This window comes from Streptomyces sp. DF42, from assembly GCF_058267695.1.
Genome location: NZ_CM177859.1, coordinates 7,870,396 through 7,887,564 on the forward strand (window position 1 = coordinate 7,870,396; position 17,169 = coordinate 7,887,564).

Annotated in this window: 13 protein-coding genes; 9 read left to right on the plus strand and 4 right to left on the minus strand. The window is 68.3% G+C overall.

Annotated elements, in window-relative coordinates; all coding sequences use genetic code 11:
* The first annotated feature begins 129 nt into the window (after positions 1 to 129).
* From ACYUED_RS36045 to aspA, 9 genes are all read left to right on the plus strand, one after another.
* On the plus strand, positions 130 to 993 hold the full coding sequence (locus tag ACYUED_RS36045) for an ABC transporter substrate-binding protein (protein ID WP_491288777.1): 864 nt from the start codon (positions 130 to 132) through the stop codon (positions 991 to 993).
* A gap of 43 nt (positions 994 to 1,036) precedes the next feature.
* Complete coding sequence (locus ACYUED_RS36050; RefSeq protein ID WP_491288778.1) at positions 1,037 to 1,960, plus strand: amino acid ABC transporter permease; 924 nt, start codon at positions 1,037 to 1,039, stop codon at positions 1,958 to 1,960.
* Positions 1,957 to 2,724 carry an amino acid ABC transporter ATP-binding protein gene (locus ACYUED_RS36055; protein ID WP_491288779.1) on the plus strand — a complete coding sequence of 256 codons (768 nt, stop codon included), beginning with the start codon at positions 1,957 to 1,959 and terminating at the stop codon, positions 2,722 to 2,724. Before ACYUED_RS36050 ends, ACYUED_RS36055 begins: the two co-directional genes overlap by 4 nt.
* A 36-nt stretch (positions 2,725 to 2,760) precedes the next feature.
* Entirely contained in the window at positions 2,761 to 3,924 is a 1,164-nt protein-coding gene (locus tag ACYUED_RS36060) for a succinylglutamate desuccinylase/aspartoacylase family protein (protein WP_491288780.1), read from the plus strand.
* On the plus strand, positions 3,921 to 5,381 hold the full coding sequence (locus tag ACYUED_RS36065) for an aldehyde dehydrogenase family protein (protein ID WP_491288781.1): 1,461 nt from the start codon (positions 3,921 to 3,923) through the stop codon (positions 5,379 to 5,381). The genes ACYUED_RS36060 and ACYUED_RS36065 overlap by 4 nt, the downstream gene beginning before the upstream one ends.
* Positions 5,378 to 6,316, plus strand: coding sequence for an aldo/keto reductase (locus ACYUED_RS36070; protein ID WP_491288782.1), 939 nt, complete (start codon positions 5,378 to 5,380; stop codon positions 6,314 to 6,316). The genes ACYUED_RS36065 and ACYUED_RS36070 overlap by 4 nt, the downstream gene beginning before the upstream one ends.
* A gap of 44 nt (positions 6,317 to 6,360) precedes the next feature.
* The gene (locus ACYUED_RS36075; RefSeq protein WP_491288783.1) at positions 6,361 to 7,026 is read left to right on the plus strand and encodes a haloacid dehalogenase type II; all 666 of its coding nucleotides are present in this window, start codon (positions 6,361 to 6,363) and stop codon (positions 7,024 to 7,026) included.
* 48 nt (positions 7,027 to 7,074) lie between these two features.
* The gene (locus ACYUED_RS36080) at positions 7,075 to 8,358 is read left to right on the plus strand and encodes an NAD(P)/FAD-dependent oxidoreductase (RefSeq protein WP_491288784.1); all 1,284 of its coding nucleotides are present in this window, start codon (positions 7,075 to 7,077) and stop codon (positions 8,356 to 8,358) included.
* 92 nt (positions 8,359 to 8,450) lie between these two features.
* Positions 8,451 to 9,860: an aspartate ammonia-lyase gene (gene aspA, locus ACYUED_RS36085; RefSeq protein WP_491288785.1), complete on the plus strand. Its 1,410-nt coding sequence runs from the start codon at positions 8,451 to 8,453 to the stop codon at positions 9,858 to 9,860.
* Positions 9,861 to 9,888: 28 nt separating this feature from the next.
* Here the strand turns inward: aspA and ACYUED_RS36090 are convergent, their stop codons facing one another.
* The 4 genes from ACYUED_RS36090 to ACYUED_RS36105 form a co-directional block, all read right to left on the minus strand.
* Positions 9,889 to 12,516: a SpoIIE family protein phosphatase gene (locus ACYUED_RS36090; RefSeq protein WP_491288786.1), complete on the minus strand. Its 2,628-nt coding sequence runs from the start codon at positions 12,514 to 12,516 to the stop codon at positions 9,889 to 9,891.
* Between the two features lie 393 nt (positions 12,517 to 12,909).
* Positions 12,910 to 14,004, minus strand: a complete 1,095-nt coding sequence (locus tag ACYUED_RS36095; protein WP_491288787.1) for an ABC transporter substrate-binding protein — start codon at positions 14,002 to 14,004, stop codon at positions 12,910 to 12,912.
* Between the two features lie 607 nt (positions 14,005 to 14,611).
* Positions 14,612 to 15,784, minus strand: a complete 1,173-nt coding sequence (locus ACYUED_RS36100; protein ID WP_491288788.1) for an ROK family transcriptional regulator — start codon at positions 15,782 to 15,784, stop codon at positions 14,612 to 14,614.
* A gap of 300 nt (positions 15,785 to 16,084) precedes the next feature.
* Complete coding sequence (locus ACYUED_RS36105) at positions 16,085 to 17,164, minus strand: phosphotransferase (protein WP_491288789.1); 1,080 nt, start codon at positions 17,162 to 17,164, stop codon at positions 16,085 to 16,087.
* Between the last annotated feature and the right edge of the window lie 5 nt (positions 17,165 to 17,169).

The following is a 17,169-nucleotide window of genomic DNA, read 5'->3' on the forward strand; positions in this document are numbered from 1 at the left end:
TCCCAGCGCGCTTTCCTCTCGATAAGGAGCACATCCATGCGTGTCAGCAGATTCTTGAGCGTTCCGATTGTCACGACGGCTTTGGCCCTCTCGCTTGCTGCGTGTGGGGCGGGTGGCACCGCGCAGAGTGTGGGGGCGAAGAGCACGGCGCAGGGCGGGGGTTCGGGCTCGTCGGGTGAGCACACCGATGACATCTCGGTGGGTGTGAAGCCGGATGCGGCGGCGGTGAAGCTGCTGCCCGCGGCGGTGAAGGCCAGGGGCACGCTCTCGGTGCCCATGGACCTGACCAGCCCGCCCACCACGTTCATGGCGTCGGACAACAAGACCCCGATCGGGTTCAACCCGGACTTCTCCCGGCTGATCGCCGCCAAGCTCGGCCTGAAGCTGCAGATCAACAACGTCAAGTTCGACACCATCATCACCGGCCTGCAGGCCGACCGGTACGACTTCACCGCCTCCACCATGGGCGCCACCAGGGAGCGGCTGAAGGTGCTCGACATGGTCGACTACTTCAAGGCCGGCACCGGGGTGTCCGTCCCCTACGGGAATCCGCAGAAGCTGACCACCCACACGCTGTGCGGGCACCGTGTCGCTGTGCAGTCCGGCAGTACCGCGGAGCTGCAGTGGCTGCCCCTGCTGTCCAAGCAGGACTGTACGGGCAAGGGCAAGCCGGCCATCAAGGCGGTGACCCTGCCCAGCCTGAACGACGCTCTCACCCAGCTGGTGTCCAAGCGGATCGACGCGGTGATGAACGACTTCACCGGGCTGCAGTGGGCCGCCACACAGCAGCCCAAGACGTTCGAGGTCCTCAAGCCCCTGGTGGCGACCAAGACCGTGGCCGTCGCGCTGAAGAAGGACTCGGCGCTGACTCCCGCGGTGAAGGCCGCCATCCAGTCGATCATCGACAGCCCCCAGTACGCGAAGGCGCTGGGCCGCTGGGGTTTCCACGACCTCGGGATCAAGACCGCGGCCATGGCCGTCCCGCAGGACTGACATGTCGACGGAAATGATCGAGACGACGACCAGGAGCCCATCGGTGTCACAACTACTGGCCGAGGAAAAGAGGCGGATCACGCCGAAACGTCCGCGCGACTACGTCGCCTGGGCCGTCGCGATCGCGATCGTCGCCGGCCTGGTGTGGACCGCGGTGACGAACGAGAACTATCGCTGGCCGGTGGTGTTCAGCTACTTCACCACCCAGACCATCCTCAACGGCCTGCTGGTCACACTCCTTCTCACCGTGGTCAGCATGGCGCTGGCCACCGTGCTCGGGCTGCTGCTGGCCGTGATGCGCATGTCGCACCAAAGGCCCGTGGCCGGGCTGGCCCAGCTCTACATCACCTTCTTCCGCGGCACCCCGGTCCTCGTGCAGTTGATCTTCTGGTTCAACATCGCGGCGCTCTACCCGCACCTGTCCATCGGTATCCCGTTCACGCACATCTCCACGCCGGTGAACGTGAACGCGATCATGACCCCGCTGACCGCGGCCATCGTGGGCCTCACCCTGAACCAGGCCGCCTACATGTCCGAGATCATCCGCGGCGGGTTCGCCTCGGTCAGCCGCGGACAGCACGAGGCCGCGGAGTCCCTGGGCATGTCGGGCTTCACCAAGCTCCGGCATGTGATCATCCCGCAGACCATGCCCGCGATCATCCCGGCCACCGGCAACCAGGTGATCGGCATGCTCAAGGAGACCTCCCTGGTCAGCGTGCTCGGCGTCGCCGACCTGCTGCAGAGCGCACAGGCCATCTACGCCCGCACCTACCAGACCATCCCGCTGCTGATCGTGGCCAGCTGCTGGTACCTGATCATGACGCTGGTACTGAGCGTGCCGCAGTCCATGATCGAGCGCCGGTTCTCCCGCTCCACCCGGGCACGCCTGACCGGCGCCGCCACCGCGGGCGAGCCCGGGACCGGCCAGCCGGCGCCCGTTGCCACCACGAGGGAGTCCCTGCTGTGAACCCGGACGGAACGATCGTCGCACGCAAACTGTGCAAGAGCTTCGGACGTCACCAGGTCCTGCATGACATCGACCTGACCGTCGCGGCCGGGGAGATCTCCTGCATCATCGGCCCCAGCGGATCCGGTAAATCGACCCTGCTGCGGTGTGTGAACGGCCTGGAGACCGTCGACCGCGGTGTCCTGAAGGTCAACGGGGAGGACTTCGGCTACATCGAGAAGGGCGACGCCTACCACGCCGTCCGCCCCAAGCACCTGGCCGAACAGCGCGCCCGCATCGGCATGGTGTTCCAGCAGTTCAACCTGTTCCCCAACATGACCGCCGAGAGCAACGTCATGGCCGGACCGGTCCTGGTGCAGAAGAAGAACCGCACCGCCTGCCGGGAACGGGCGCAAGAACTGCTGGCCAGGGTCGGCCTCAAGGGATGCGGCCACAAGTACCCCGCCCAGCTCTCCGGCGGCCAGCAGCAACGCGTGGCCATCGCCCGCGCGCTGGCCATGGAACCCACCATCATGCTGTTCGACGAACCCACCAGCGCCCTGGACCCCGAACGCGTCGGCGAAGTACTCGAAGTCATGCGCGACCTCGCCGGCAACGGCATGACCATGCTCCTCGTCACCCACGAGATGGGCTTCGCCCGCGAGGTCGCCGACGAAGTGCTGTTCATGGACGACGGCATCGCCGTCGAACGCGGCGACGCACGCGAACTACTGGCCAACCCACGCGAGAAACGCACCCAGGCCTTCCTCGAAAGAGTGCTCTAGACGCCCACACAGACACACGGCAACGATTCATCGGCCATGGCCTGGCGGAGCGGCGGAGGGCCACCCGCAGCCCAGCAGCCCGGCACGGAGTGGATCGGCGAGAACAACACGCTGGTCAAGCTCCTGACCTCACTGCCGGTCCAGATCGCGCCGCCGCCGATCAGCGACCGCGCTGTCCTCGAGCGTATCGCCGCGATCATCGCGGGCGTCCTGGCCCGCATTCGATCCACGTTTGAAAGGATCCCCATGTATTCCATCGGTCCGCTGACCGTCGCCCCCGGCGAGCGTGCCCACGGCCTCATCCCCGTCGGCACCAGCAGCTACGGTGTGGCGCTCGGCATTCCGCTCATCGTCGTCAATGGCGTCCAGGACGGCCCCGTCCTGTGTGTGGACGCGGGCGTGCACGGCGACGAGTACGACGGCCAGGAGGCCATCCGGCGCGCTCTGGCCGAGCTCGACCCGGCCACGCTGCGCGGCACCGTCGTCGGCATCCCCTGCCTGAACACCCCCGCCTTCGAGGCGGCCGCCCGCGCCAGCGGCATCGACCACCTCAACCTCAACCGGATCTTCCCCGGCGATGCCGAGGGCTCGTACTCGCAGCGCCTGGCCGCCACCTTCGTCGAGCAGGTCGTGCCGGCCGTCGACGCCGTGGTCGACCTGCACACCGGCGGCGCCTACGGTGAGATCGCCCCCCTCGTCATCCTCCAGGGTGGTTACGAGGACCTGGCGACGGACCTGGCCCTGGCCGCCGGGCACGAGCTGGTGTGGAAGGGCGGCAAGTGGGGCGGCACGGTCCGCCACCCCGTCCTCGAGGCCGGCAAGCCCGCCATCACCATCGAGTGCGGCGGCGCCACCTACCGCGAGGCCAACGTCGAGCACCACATGAACTCGATCCGCAACATCCTGCGCAGCCTCGGCATCACCGACGGCACGGCGGAGCTGCGGGACAATTACACGACGGTCTCCGGCACCTTCGCCCGCTCCGCCTCCGGCGGCTTCTTCGTGGCCCGCGCCGAGCCGGGGGAGACCTGCAAGGAAGGCGACCTGATCGCCACCATCACCGACCACTACGGCACCACACTCGAAGAGGTCACCGCGCCGCAGGACGGCATCGTGCTCTGGGTCCGCCGGATCCGCACGGTCCGCCCGGGCGACGAGGTCGTCATCTTCGGCGAGGTGCTGGGGGAGATCCAGCCGTGAGCGACGAAGTGCAGCTGACCGAGCTGCTGATCGACGGCAAGCAGGTCCCCGCCGCCGACGGACGCTCCTTCACCGTCCTCGATCCGTCGAACGACACGGCCATCGCCCAGGTGGCGCTGGCCGGCAAGGCGGACGTGGACCGGGCGGTGGCCGCCGCGCGCGCGGCCTTCACCGCTCCCGAGTGGGCCGGGATGCGCGCCGCGGACCGGGGGCGCATCCTGTACCGGATCGCTGAGGCCATCCGCTACCAGGGCGAACGGCTGGCCCGCCTGGAGAGCCAGGACGTCGGCAAGCCGCTGCGCCAGGCGAAGGCGGACGTCGAAGCGGCCGCCCGCTACTTCGAGTTCTACGCGGGCGTCGCCGACAAGCTCGGCGGCTCGACGATCCCCCTCGGCCCCGGCCTGCTCGACTACACCGTCCGCGAGCCGATCGGCGTCTCCGGCCACATCATCCCGTTCAACTACCCCCTCCAGAACACCGCGAGGGGCTCCGCCCCGGCGCTGGCCGCCGGCTGCACGGTGGTCCTCAAGCCGTCCCCCGAGGCGCCGCTCACCCCGCTGGAGATCGGCAGGATCGCCCTGGAGTGCGGTCTCCCGCCGGGCGTGCTGAACGTCGTACCCGGCGACGGCGAGACCGGCGCGGCCCTCGCCGGCCACCCGGACATCGACCAGGTCACCTTCACCGGCTCGGTGCCGACCGGCATCAAGGTCGCCCAGGCGGCCGCCGCCAACGTGGTCCCCTCGGTCACGGAACTGGGCGGCAAGTCCCCGGTCGTCGTCTTCGCCGACGCGGACTTCGACGCGGCGCTCGGAGCCGTCGCCGGCTCCGCGTTCGGCAACGCCGGGCAGACCTGCTCCGCCGGCACCCGGCTGCTGCTCCAGCGCGGCGCCGAGGAGTTCCTGGACAAGCTCGTCGCACACGCCGCCTCCCTCAGCATCGGCCCCGGTCTCAGCGACCCGGACGTCGGCCCCCTCGTCGCCGCACGGCAACGGGACCGGGTCCTCGGCTACCTGGAACTGGCCCGCGAGGAAGGCGCCGTGGCACGGGCCGGCGGAGGCGCGCCCGCCGATCCCGAACTGGCCGACGGCTACTACGTCCAGCCCACCGTTCTCACCGGACTGGACAACCAAGCCCGTTGCGCCCGCGAGGAGATCTTCGGCCCCGTCGTCACGGTCATCGAGTTCGACGACGCGGACGAGGCACTGGAGATCGCCAACGACAGCCCGTACGGCCTGGCCTCGTACGTGTGGACCCGTGACATCGACAAGGCGATGCGGATGGCCGAGGGCATCCGGGCCGGCCAGGTCTACGTCAACGCCACCGGCGTCGGCACCGGCGTCGAGCTCCCCTTCGGCGGCTACAAGCACAGCGGCTGGGGCCGGGAGAAGGGTCTCGAGGGCCTGGCCAGCTACCTGCAGACCAAGAACGTCTGCATCGGATTCGGGAACCGGTCATGAGATACCGCTCGCTCGGAGAGCGCGGCCCGACCGTCTCGGTGGTCGGCGTGGGCGGCAACAACTTCGGCGCCCGCCTCGACGAGGACGGCACGAAGGCCGTCGTCCACGCCGCGCTCGACGAGGGGATCACCCTGTTCGACACCGCCGACATGTACGGCGGGTCCGGCGAACGGGGCGGCTCCCGCGGCGACGGCGAACGGCTCCTCGGTGCCGCGCTCAAAGGCAGCCGTGACCACGTGGTGCTGGCCACCAAGTTCGGCATGGAGATGAGCCGGGACGCCGACCTGTACGGCCCGCGCGGATCCCGCGCCTACATCCGGTACGCGGTGGAGGCGTCGCTCAGCCGGCTCGGCACCGACCGGATCGACCTGTACCAGTACCACGAGCCGGACGGCGTCACGCCGCTGGAGGAGACGCTCGCCGCGCTCCAGGAGCTGGTCGACGAGGGCAAGATCCGGTACATCGGCTGCTCCAACCTCCCGGCCGAGCAGCTCACGGACGCGTTCGTGTCCACCCAGAACCGCTACCACCTGCTCGACCGCGGCGTGGAGCAGGACCTGATCCCGTCCTGCCTGCGCCACGGCGTAGGTCTGCTGCCGTACTACCCGCTGGCCAACGGCCTGCTCAGCGGAAAGTACCGGCGCGGCGAGGAGCCCCCGCCCGGCAGCCGACTGTCCTGGCGGCAGGGCTGGCTCACCGACGCGGCCCTCGACAAGGTCGAGGCGCTCACCCGATACGGCGCCGACCGCGGCCTGACCCTCCTCTGGGTCGCGGTCGGCGCACTGGCGGCCCTGCCCGCCGTCGGCTCCGTCATCTGCGGAGCCATGACCCCCGAACAGGTCGCCGCCAACGCGGCGGCGGCCGACTGGCTACCGAGCCCGGCCGACCTGGCCGAGCTGGACGCGATCGTCGCCCCCGGCGAACGCGTCGTCTGAAGCCACCCCCTTCTGCAAACCGCGAGAGACCAAGGCTGGACACCATGCGAGAGATCGTCACCTTCGACGCCTACGCGACCCTGATCAACTTCGAGCTGGCCCCGACGACCCTGAAGGTCCTCGAAGACCGGCTCGACCTGGACAACCTGAACGTCGACGAGTTCCTCGACGACTTCCGTGTCATGCGTTTCCAGGCCGTACTGGAGGCCTACCGCCCTTACCACGAGATCCTGCACTCCAGCCTGCGCAACGCCATGCGCCTGCACGGCCTGGAGTACCGCGAGTCCGACGGTGACGCCCTCGTCGAGGCCGTCCCCACCTTCGGTCCCTGGCCGGAGGTCCCGGACGCGCTGCGCGCTCTGAAGACCAAGTACGAGATTGCGATCATCTCCAACACGGACGACAACCTGATCGCGCGGAACGTGGAGAACATCGGCGTCGAGTTCGACTACGTCATCACCGCCCAGCAGGCCGGCGCCTACAAGCCGGACCGCCAGACCTTCGAGTACGCCTTCCAGACCATGGGCGTCGAACCCGCGCAGGTCATCCACGTCGCCCAGGGCTGGGAGTACGACCACATCCCGACCCGCGACCTCGGCCTGAAGCGCCGCGTGTGGATCAACCGCTACGGCCGCCTGGGCAGCTCCGACTACCAGCCGTACGACGAGCTGACCGACCTGTCGGGCCTGCCGAAGCTCCTCGGCTGCTGACCAACGGCACACCGGCAAAACAGACCGAGAAGACAGAGGACGCACGCCATGAAGCAGATCCCCTACTGGATGGACACAGCCCCCGCCCTGCCCGACCGTTCCGGGAAGGACCTGCCCGACGAGGCGGATGTGGTGGTGATCGGCGGCGGCCTCACCGGCCTGTCCACCGCTTACCACGCCGCCCGCAAGGGTGCCCGGGTCGTCCTCGTCGAGAAGGACCAGGTCGGTTCGGGCGCCTCCGGGCGCAACGGCAGCCACTGCAACCCCGGCATCACCATCAGCCCGGCCCAGGCCCGCCAGCGCTACGGGCAGGAGCGGGCCCGCGAGCTCTACGACGCGTTCCGCGACGCTGTGGACGTCGTCGAGGAGATTGCGGTCAAGGAGAAGATCGACTGCGACTTCCACCGTGCCGGGCGCCTCGGCTTGGCCTGCAAGCCCCAGCACTTCGAGGGCCTGCAGGCCAAGCAGCGCGACCTGGCCGAGAACTTCGGCCACGAGACGGTCGTCCTGAGCAAGAGCGAGCTGCGCGCCGAGCTGGGCTCGGACCATTACCACGGCGCCCTGCTCGACCCGCTCGGCGCAGCCCTGCACGTGGGCAAGTTCGTCGTCGGCCTGGCGGACGCCGCCGAGCGTGCCGGTGCCGAGATCCACGAGCGCAACGCCGCCACCGGCCTCACCCGCCTCCCTGGCGGCGGCTTCTCGGTGGAGACCATGCACGGCACCATCCGTGCCAAGCAGGTCATGGCGGCGACGGACGCCTACACCGACAAGTCGATGCCGTGGTTCCGCAAGCGGCTGATCAACGTCGGCAGCTTCATCATCGTCACCGAGCCGCTGGGGGAGGCACGCGCCAAGGAGCTCATCCCGAACGGCCGCCTGCTGGTCGCCCACAAGAACGTCGGCAACTACATCCGTCTCACCCCGGACAACCGTCTCGCCTTCGGCGGCCGGGCCCGCTTCGCCCCCTCCAACCCGGCCTCCGATGTCAAGAGCGGCGACATCCTCAAGCGGGAGATGACGGAGATCTTCCCGCAGCTGGCCGGGACACGGATCGACTACGTGTGGGGCGGCATGGTCGGCTTCTCCTGGGACCGCATCCCGCACGCGGGTGACGTCAACGGCCTGTACTACTCCATGGGTTACTGCGGTCACGGCGTCCAGATGGCCACGTACATGGGCCGCGCGGTCGCCGAGATGATGGACGGCAAGCCCGAGGCGAACCCGATGCGCGGCTTCGGTTTCCCGAAGGTGCCCGTTCCGTTCTACAACGGCACGCCTTGGTTCCTGCCGTTCGGCGGCGCCTACTACAAGGCGAAGGATCGCCTGCTCTGAGCAGGTACCGACACCGGTGACACCGCGGGGGCCTTCCGCGCAGCGGCGCGGAAGGCCCTCCACCATGCCTCCCGAGAGAGGGCCCCAGCCCCATGACCGCCGCCACCCGCATTGAGCATGATCTTCTGGGCGATCGGGACGTCCCCGCCGATGCGTACTGGGGTGTCCACACCCTGCGTGCCACGGAGAACTTCCCGATCACAGGGAAGCCGATCTCCGCCTATCCGCACCTGATCGACGCTCTGGCCGCCGTCAAGGAGGCCGCTGCCCTTGCCAACGAGGAGCTCGCCCGGCTTGAGGCGAACAAGGCCGCCGCGATTGTCGCCGCGTGTCGTGAGATTCGCTCTGGCAAGCTGCACGAGCAGTTCGTCGTCGATGTCATTCAGGGCGGTGCCGGGACGTCGACCAACATGAACGCCAACGAAGTCGTGGCGAACCGGGCGTTGGAGCTGCTGGGCCACAGCAAGGGTCAGTACCAGTACCTGCACCCCAACGAGGACGTGAACCTCGGTCAGTCGACGAACGACGTGTATCCGACCGCCGTGAAGGTCGCGACCGTCTTCGCGGTGCGCGGGCTGCTCAAGGCGATGGCCGTCCTGCAGGACGCCTTCGCCGCAAAGGCCGTCGAGTTCCGCGCCGTGCTCAAGATGGGCCGCACACAGCTCCAGGACGCGGTGCCCATGACGCTCGGTCAGGAGTTCTCCGCATTCGCCGTCATGATTGACGAGGACCGCTGCCGTCTTGCCGAGGCGGTGGAGTTGATCCATGAGATCAACCTGGGTGCCACGGCCATCGGCACCGGGCTCAACGCCCCCGCCGGATACGCCGAGTCGGCCCGCCGCCACCTCGCCGACATCACCGGGCTGCCGCTGGTCACCGCCGCCAACCTGGTCGAAGCCACCCAGGACTGCGGCGCGTTCGTGCAGATGTCCGGGGTGCTCAAGCGGATCGCCGTCAAGCTCTCCAAGAGCTGCAACGACCTGCGGCTGCTGTCTTCCGGGCCGCGTGCGGGTCTGGGCGAGATCAACCTGCCGCCGGTACAGGCCGGTTCGAGCATCATGCCCGGCAAGGTCAACCCGGTGATCCCCGAGGTCGTCAACCAGGTCGCCTTCGAGGTGATCGGCAACGACGTCACCATCACCATGGCCGCCGAGGCAGGACAGCTCCAGCTCAACGCCTTCGAGCCGATCATCCTGCACTCCCTGTCGGAGTCCGTCACGCATCTGCGCAGCGCCTGCCTGACGCTCGCCGAGCGGTGCGTGGACGGCATCACCGCCAACACCGAGGCGCTGCGCGCGAGCGTGGAGAACTCCATCGGCCTGGTCACCGCCCTCAACCCGCACATCGGGTACACGGCCGCCACCGACATCGCCAAGGAGGCCCTCGCCACCGGCCGGGGCGTTGCCGAACTCGTCCTGGAGAAGGGCCTGTTGCCCGCCGAGACCCTCGCCGACCTGCTCCGTCCGGAGGCCTTCGCCGGCAGCGGCCGGGCCCTGGCCTGAGGTGCGGACCGCCCGATGGCCACAGCCGTCACCAGTCCGCGTCGTTCCATTGGTCCAGCAGAGCGTCGGCCATGTCCGCGGCAGGCTCGGTCGCCGAGCTGTCGAGTGACTGCTCGGTCCAGATCACTTTGCCGCGAGGCACGTAACGGGTGCCCCATCGCTGCGTGAACTGGGCCACGAGGAACAAACCCCGCCCGCCCTCGTCGGTGTCGGCCGCCCGGCGCAGGTGCGGTGAGGTGCTGCTTCCGTCGGCGACCTCACAGATCAGGCTGGGGCCGTCCCGCAGAATCCGCAGCCGCCTCGGCTCGGTACCGTAGCGGATGGCATTGGTCACCAGCTCGCTGATCACGAGTTCGGTGGCGAAGGCGAGCTCCTCCAGTCCCCACTCTCCCAACCGGCGGGCGACCTGGGCTCGGATCCCGGCGACGGCGGCGGGTTCACCCGGGACGTCCCAGTCGGCGACCTGGGAAGGATCCAGCAGGCGGGACCGAGCGACGAGCAGGGCGATGTCGTCGCTCGGGCGGGCAGGCAGCAGGGCGTCGAGGACGGCCTGACAGGTCTCCTCCGGGGTCCGGCCGGGGCCCTGCAGGGCGTCGCGCAGCATGTCGAGGCCGGTGTCGATGTCCCGGTTCCGGTCCTCGATGAGACCGTCGGTGTAAAGAACCAGCTGGGAGCCCTCGGGCAGCGTGAACTCGGCGCTCTCGAAGGGCAGGCCGCCGCCCAGCCCCAGCGGCGGGGAGACCGGCACCTGCAACTGGTCAACCGTGCCGTCCGGGTGGACCAGGGCCGGTCCCGGGTGCCCGGACCTGGCCAGCGAGCACAGCCCTGCCACCGGGTCGTAGACGGCGTACAGACAGGTCGCCCCCGTGATTCCTTCGCTGTCGTTCCCCTCGCTGTCGTCCCGGGCGACCAGCTCGTCCAGGTGCCTGATCAGCTCGTCGGGAGACAGATCGAGGGAGGAGAAGGTGCGCACCGCGGTGCGCAGCCGGCCCATGGTGGCCGCGGCGTGCAGGCCGTGGCCGACCACGTCGCCGACCACGAGCGCGACCCGGGCACCGGGCAGCGGGATGACGTCGAACCAGTCACCGCCCACGCCGGCCCGGGCGGGCAGATAGCGGTGGGCGACCTCGACGGCGGACTGCTCGGGCACGGAGCGAGGCAACAGGCTGCGCTGCAGGGTTACGGCCAGGGCGTGCTCGCGGGTGTAGCGGCGGGCGTTGTCGATGGCCACGGCGGCCCGGGCGGCGAGCTCCTCGGCGAAGGCCCGGTCCTCCTCCTCGAAGGCGTCCTGCTCCGCCCGCCAGAAGTTGACCATGCCCAGCACCACGCCGCGTGCCTGGAGCGGCACGGTGATCAAGGAGTGGAGGCCGGAATCCAGGATGCGCCGGGCGCGTTCGGGGTCCTGGGCTCGCCAGCCGTGGGAGGCAGTCAGGTCGGCATCGAGGATTGGGTGGCCGCGCTGGACGCTCAGGGCCAGGGGGTTGCTGGGCACGAAGTGGATCAGCTCGCCCACCGGGAACAGGGGCCAGGCCCCCTTGACGCTGTGAACCGCCGTGCGGCGCATCTCGAGGTTCGGACCGGTTGGCTCATCACCCTCCAGGACCGGACTCTGCAGGTCGACGGTGACGACGTCGGCGAATCGGGGGACCGCCACCTCGGCCAGTTCCTGGGCGGTGCGCACCACATCCAGCGTGGTGCCGATCCGCACTCCTGCCTCGTACAACAGGCGCAGCCGCTCCCTGGCCACCTCTGCCCGGCCCGCCAATGCCCGCAGCTCCGTGGTGTCGCGCAGCGTGGCCACGCTGCCCTGCCCGCTGCCGTGGTGGTCGACCGGCCGTATGTTGACCGCCAACAGATGGTCGCCGGTCAGGTGGACCTCGTCGGTGGCTGTCCGGCCCGAAACCAGCAGTTCGGCGGTGCCGGCCTCCAGGCCAAGATCGGTGACGCGGCGTTGCTCGGCATCCGCGGGCAGATCCAGCAGTCGCCGCGCCTCGTCGTTGGCCAGCAGCAGGCGCCCATCACCTCCGATGATCAGGACTCCTTCCCGCACCGCGTGCAGCACCGCGTCATGGTGCTCGTACATACGGGTCATCTCGGACGGATCCAGGCCGCGGGTCTGCCGCCGCAACCGCCAGGAGACCAAGGCCGTCCCACCCGCGGCGACCGCCAGCGCGCCACCGGCGAATCCGAGCAGCTTCGGAAACTGCTCCCGCACCACATGGTTCACGGTGTCCACCGTGATCCCGACCGACACGAACCCCACGACGGTCTTCCCGCCGGTGTCGTAGACGGGGATCGTCGAGTCCACGGAGAGGCCGAGACTGCCCTCGAAGGTCTGGGTGAAGGGTCTGTCGACGGTCTGGCCCTCGCGGAGGGCGAAGATCTGCTTCCCGATCAGCTTCGGGTCGGGATGGGTCCAGCGGAAGCCCTGGGGATCGAAGGCGACGACATAGTCGACACCAGCCTTCTTCCGGGCTTCCTCCGCCCGTGGCTGCAGCAGCGCACTGGGGTTCTTGGACTTCATGGCGGCCAGTGTTCCCGGGGCGTGGGCGAAGCCCTCGGCGACTCCGAACGTCAGACGCCGGGCCTCCTGCATGGTCGAGTCGCGGGCCTGCACCACGAGTGCCACTCCGGCGGCTGCGGCGAAGAGCACCATGATGACCAGCTGTAGCAGGAAGACCTGACCCGCGACGCTGCGTACCTTGGGCGAGCTGAAGCGCGGCCCCGAACGTCGGCCTCTGGACCCCTCGTGCTGCTGAGGGGCATCCGCCGAACGGCGACGCAAGCCGCTGCGTCTGTGGGACCGGGAAGCCGGGAAACGACCAAAACGCCTGGTCATACCTCTTTATCTCACACAGCCACATCCGGGCATAAGATTTTGGGACAAGGAGCGGTCGATCTTGACCGCCCGGCTCCTGCCATGTGTCCGCTCGGGGTGCCCCGCGCGGTGCTGCTCCTGGGCCCGCTGACCGCCGACATCAGCCAGTTCCCGTGGCCGGCGAAGACGCCGCCAGGCCCCATGGCTCAGAGCTCTGAACGCGCGTCGAGTTCAGGCGCGCACCCACTCCTGCCAGCGCTTCGTCACGGAGCCTCGGTTCTTGAGCCACCACTCGATGTCGAGGTCGAAGCTGGACAGCAGGTGCCCGGGGGTGCTCGGCAGGTTCCTGGCGGTGGCTTCGGAGAGATGTCCGTAGGCGGCCGGCACAACAGGGCCCGAGGGGTAGATCCGGGCGAAGTCGGCCTGCACCTGGGGCCGCAGGGCGAAATCGATGAGCCGGTAGGCCGCGTCGGGATTGGCGGCGTCTTTGGGTATTCCGTAGCCGCTGGTCTGCCTGCGGGCGCCGTTCCACACGTACGCGAGGGGGACGCCGCGCTTGATCAGATCACCGAGGCGGCCGTTCCAGACGCTGGAGGCAACGACCTCCTTGCGCTCCAGCAGTTCACCCGGCACAGCGCCGCTGTCCCAGAACGTTCGCACAGAGCCCTTGATCTGGTTCAGGGCTTTGAAGGCACGGTCCACGTCGAGGGGGTACAGCTTGTCGAGTGGTACGCCGTCGGCGATGAGGGCGAACTCCAGCTCCGGATAATCCATCGAACTCTGCAGCGCGCGGCTGCCCGGGAATGCCCTGGTGTCCCAGAAATCCGCCCAGGTCTCGGGCGTCTTCCCCCCGAAGGCGTCAGTGCGATACGCCAAGACGCTGGCCCAGTAGTTCTTGCCGACACCGTGGGAGGCGAGCAGGGACTTGGCGATACCCGCATTCCCGGCGTTCTTCAGCCGGTCGTAGTCCAGCTCCTCGGAAGCGCCCTCCTGTTGGAAGTACCTCAACAGAACCATGTCGATGTCCATGGCGTCGAACTGCGGGCGACCCTCCTTCATCTGGGTGAGCATCTGCGCGTGCAGGATGTTCACCACATTGATCTGGATGCCGGTCTCTTTCGTGAACGGGTCGTAGATGGCCTTCCGGTTCGCCTCGCCGTAAGAGCCGCCGCTGTCGCGGACGACGAGCAGCTTGGGGTTCTTGGTCCTGGAGGCATTCCGGTCGGCGCGGGTCTCGCACGCGGTGAGCGAGGTCGCGGCGACGCCTGCCGCAATTCCGCCGACTCCACGCAGGAACGCCCTGCGGTCGACTCGGACGTCTGTCACCGTCTGCCTCCTGTGCGGCTGCGTGCGGGGGTGGCGTGGTGCTCGTTCGCGGGAATGCGGCGAATGTCTCCGTCATCGTTGACCAAGCCGGCGTCCCCCGCGCTTCCGGCCTGCCGAGGCCGCGTGACGAGAGGGCGGTTGACATGTTCGAGCCTGATCTGAGGTAGCCGAAACTTCGACTGCGGGCGTGATGATCGGTGACGGAAAGTGCTTCCATGTGTCACTCCGGTCACACTCGCGGTGCGGCACCACCGTGGGGGATCTTCCCTCTGGGCCCTTATGCGCGTCTACCAGGAAATAACATCGCACTATAGACGCCATATGGAAGAAGTAGCGTAATCCCGCAGAGCTTTGCCGCGCCTATCTGCTGCCACCCACCTGCCACACCCGCCGCTGCAGATCGCCCGGGGTGTGGCATACAGTTCCCTGTCTGGCGAACGGCTACCTGGAGACGTCGTTCCTGCCCGGACGGCACTTCAGTGGACCGGACGCCTTCGACACCCAGCAGCAGGCATGGCTGAAGGTCGCCAACCGGCGTGGGGGCCCGTCCGGCCGACCGGTCCACTTGTTGCGACGGCGCTCTCGTTCCTCATTCTCTCGGTCCGGATCAGAATGCCGGCGCAGCTTGCTCCTGCCGCGGTCCCTGACTGCGTGCCTTGAGCAGCGCGTGCCGTAGGCGGTTGTGGGTCATGGCCAGGCAGGCGTGCACCGCGCCGCGTGCCACCGAGAGTCCCAGAACCTGGGAGACGGTCGTGATCCGGGGGACGGCCGGCAAGTTCTGTGCGAGTCGCTTGCGTACCTCGGGGAGCACCTCCTCCACCAACGGGCGCAACCGGCCGACGAAGTAGACGGACTCGGGATCGAGTGTCACGGCGACGATGCTCACTGCGGTCGTGACCGCCGTCGTGAACGCCTTGAGTATCTCCGCACGGCCTCGATGGTCCTGCGGTGTCAGCCACAGGTCCTCGACGCGTTCGATGTCCAGTCCGTGTTCACGAGCGAGCTTCACAAGCCCTGCGGTGCTCAGCAGCCCGTTGAGGGTGCGGTCGTTGATGCGCGAGGAGAGGGAACCGATGTCGCCGAACGCAGGAGTACGTCCCCGAGCCAGTTCCTGGTCCCTGCAGGTGGCGAAACTCAGGGTGCTGCTGACGCTGAACAGGGCAGCGTTACGGATGCTCGCGTCGTCCGTGAGTACCTGGAGCAAGGACGCGTTCGCGTCACTGTCGAAGGTCACTGGAGCATCGACGAGCTTTTCAACGGTTCGGTGGAGGTCTCTGCCGGAGAAGAGCTTCATCGGATCGGCAGGCCGGAAGACCTCGGCTCCGTCGCGGACATGGGCGGGCAGTGCCACGACGACCTGGCGCAGTGGCCCTCGCGCGGATGCGCTGGTCTGCGCGATCAGGTCGACCAGCCATCGGCCGGCAGCGGGGACGTCGTGGTGCTCGACCGTCGGAACGGTCACGTGTCCGACCTCACGGCCGCGTAGGTCGGTGACCAGCACGCCGGTGGTCACGGCGCCGAAGCCGACGCCCACGACGTGTCCGGCCGCCTCGGGCACATCAAGGTACGTCGACGGACGGCCACGCCCGGCGACGGCGTCGACTCCCCGGTCCACGACGAACCCGTCGATGCGCAGTTCCTCGACGGCCCGCGACACCGTCGCCTTGCTCAACCCCGTGAGCTCGATGAGCTTGTTCCGGGTCAACGGCGCATGGGAGAGAGCCACGTCAAGGACACTTGCCTTGTTGTAGTCGCGTGGTGTGGGGTTGATGCTGCTCACCTCATGACCCTAGCGAGACCACACGCAGCTCGAACCTGCGGTCTCTACCGGACTTGCCGACTCCCCGGGGGTGTCGGCGAAGACGCTGATCCTTTACTCGCCTGCGCTTCTGTTGAAATCCGCCTGCTCCTCTCAGGCGAGAACCTCGTGGCCGTCTCCTGCTGGAGGCGGGTTGGCAGCGCTCGGCTCTGTGTTCTCCGTCCTGTGTCGGCCTGGGTCAGCAGCCGAGGAGCTTCGGCAGGCCCGACAGGTCGGGCAGCTCGTCGTAGGGCTGGTAGTCGGTGCTGCCGGGGCGACCGCTCAGGGCGTGTCATCGCGGGCGCCGAGCAAGCGGGCCACGACCTCCTCCAGGGCGACGGCCATGGCCCGTTCCACGTTGACCCAGTCGTCTCCGGCGTGCTCAAGCAGGTAGTCGCGACGCTCCGGCACTCGTTCCGCGCGCCAATGGGTGACCAGCGCGCGAAGTGTGAGGCGTGCCAGCGCGGCGACAGGCAGGAGCGGGAGTTCGGTGTCCTTGATCGGCCGGGCCTGCTCGTATCCCGCGACGAAGCTGCATGCCTCACGCCAGGGGTCCTGCGGTGTCCGGCCGAGAAGGTTCGCGAGAGACACAGCAGGATCGAAGATCAAAGCACTGCGCATGGTGTCGCCGAAGTCGATTACTCCGGTGACGAAGCTGTCTGTCCGCGGATCCACCAGGACGTTGTAGGGGCTGTAGTCACCATGGATCACTTGCGTCTCGAGATCACCCAGCCTCGGGACGATGGCCTCGTGGAAACGGCGGAACACCTCTTGTGCCAGCCGCCGGTGCGCGGCGCTGGGCGTGTACTCGATGAGCTCCCGCAGCTGGTCGAAGTGTCGAAGGTCCCAGACAAGGCGCCGCTCGTCCGCTGGATGCGTGAATGACCGCAGAGCCAGATCCACTCGGCCGAGCATCTGCCCGGCCTTGGCAAGCTGGTGGGGATCGGGGTTCGTCCGTGCCAGGACGGCACCTTCGACGAAGTCGAAGACGCGCAGGACCCGCACCCGGCCGTCCTTCGTCTCGATCGGTATGTTGTCGCTGGCCTCGGTGGTCTTCGTGACCCGCTGTACGGGGAGATGGGGAGCCTCGGTTTCGAGGTGTCGCATCACGGCCGTTTGCAAAGCTACGACGGCTACCGCCTCGTCGGGCGGGGAAACCTTGACGAGATGGTCGGCCGTGCCGGTCCGCAGCCGGAACGTGTCGTCCTTCTCGGTTGCCAGGCGCTCGAGATGTCCGCTCAGCCGGTAGTGCCGGGCGAGGAGGGCGTCCACCACATTCGTCTCGATGGGCTCGTGGGACGATGCCAGGCCGCTCTCCTCGAACAACTGCTGGGCGATACGTGCGGGGGGCGAGGTGTTCACCATTC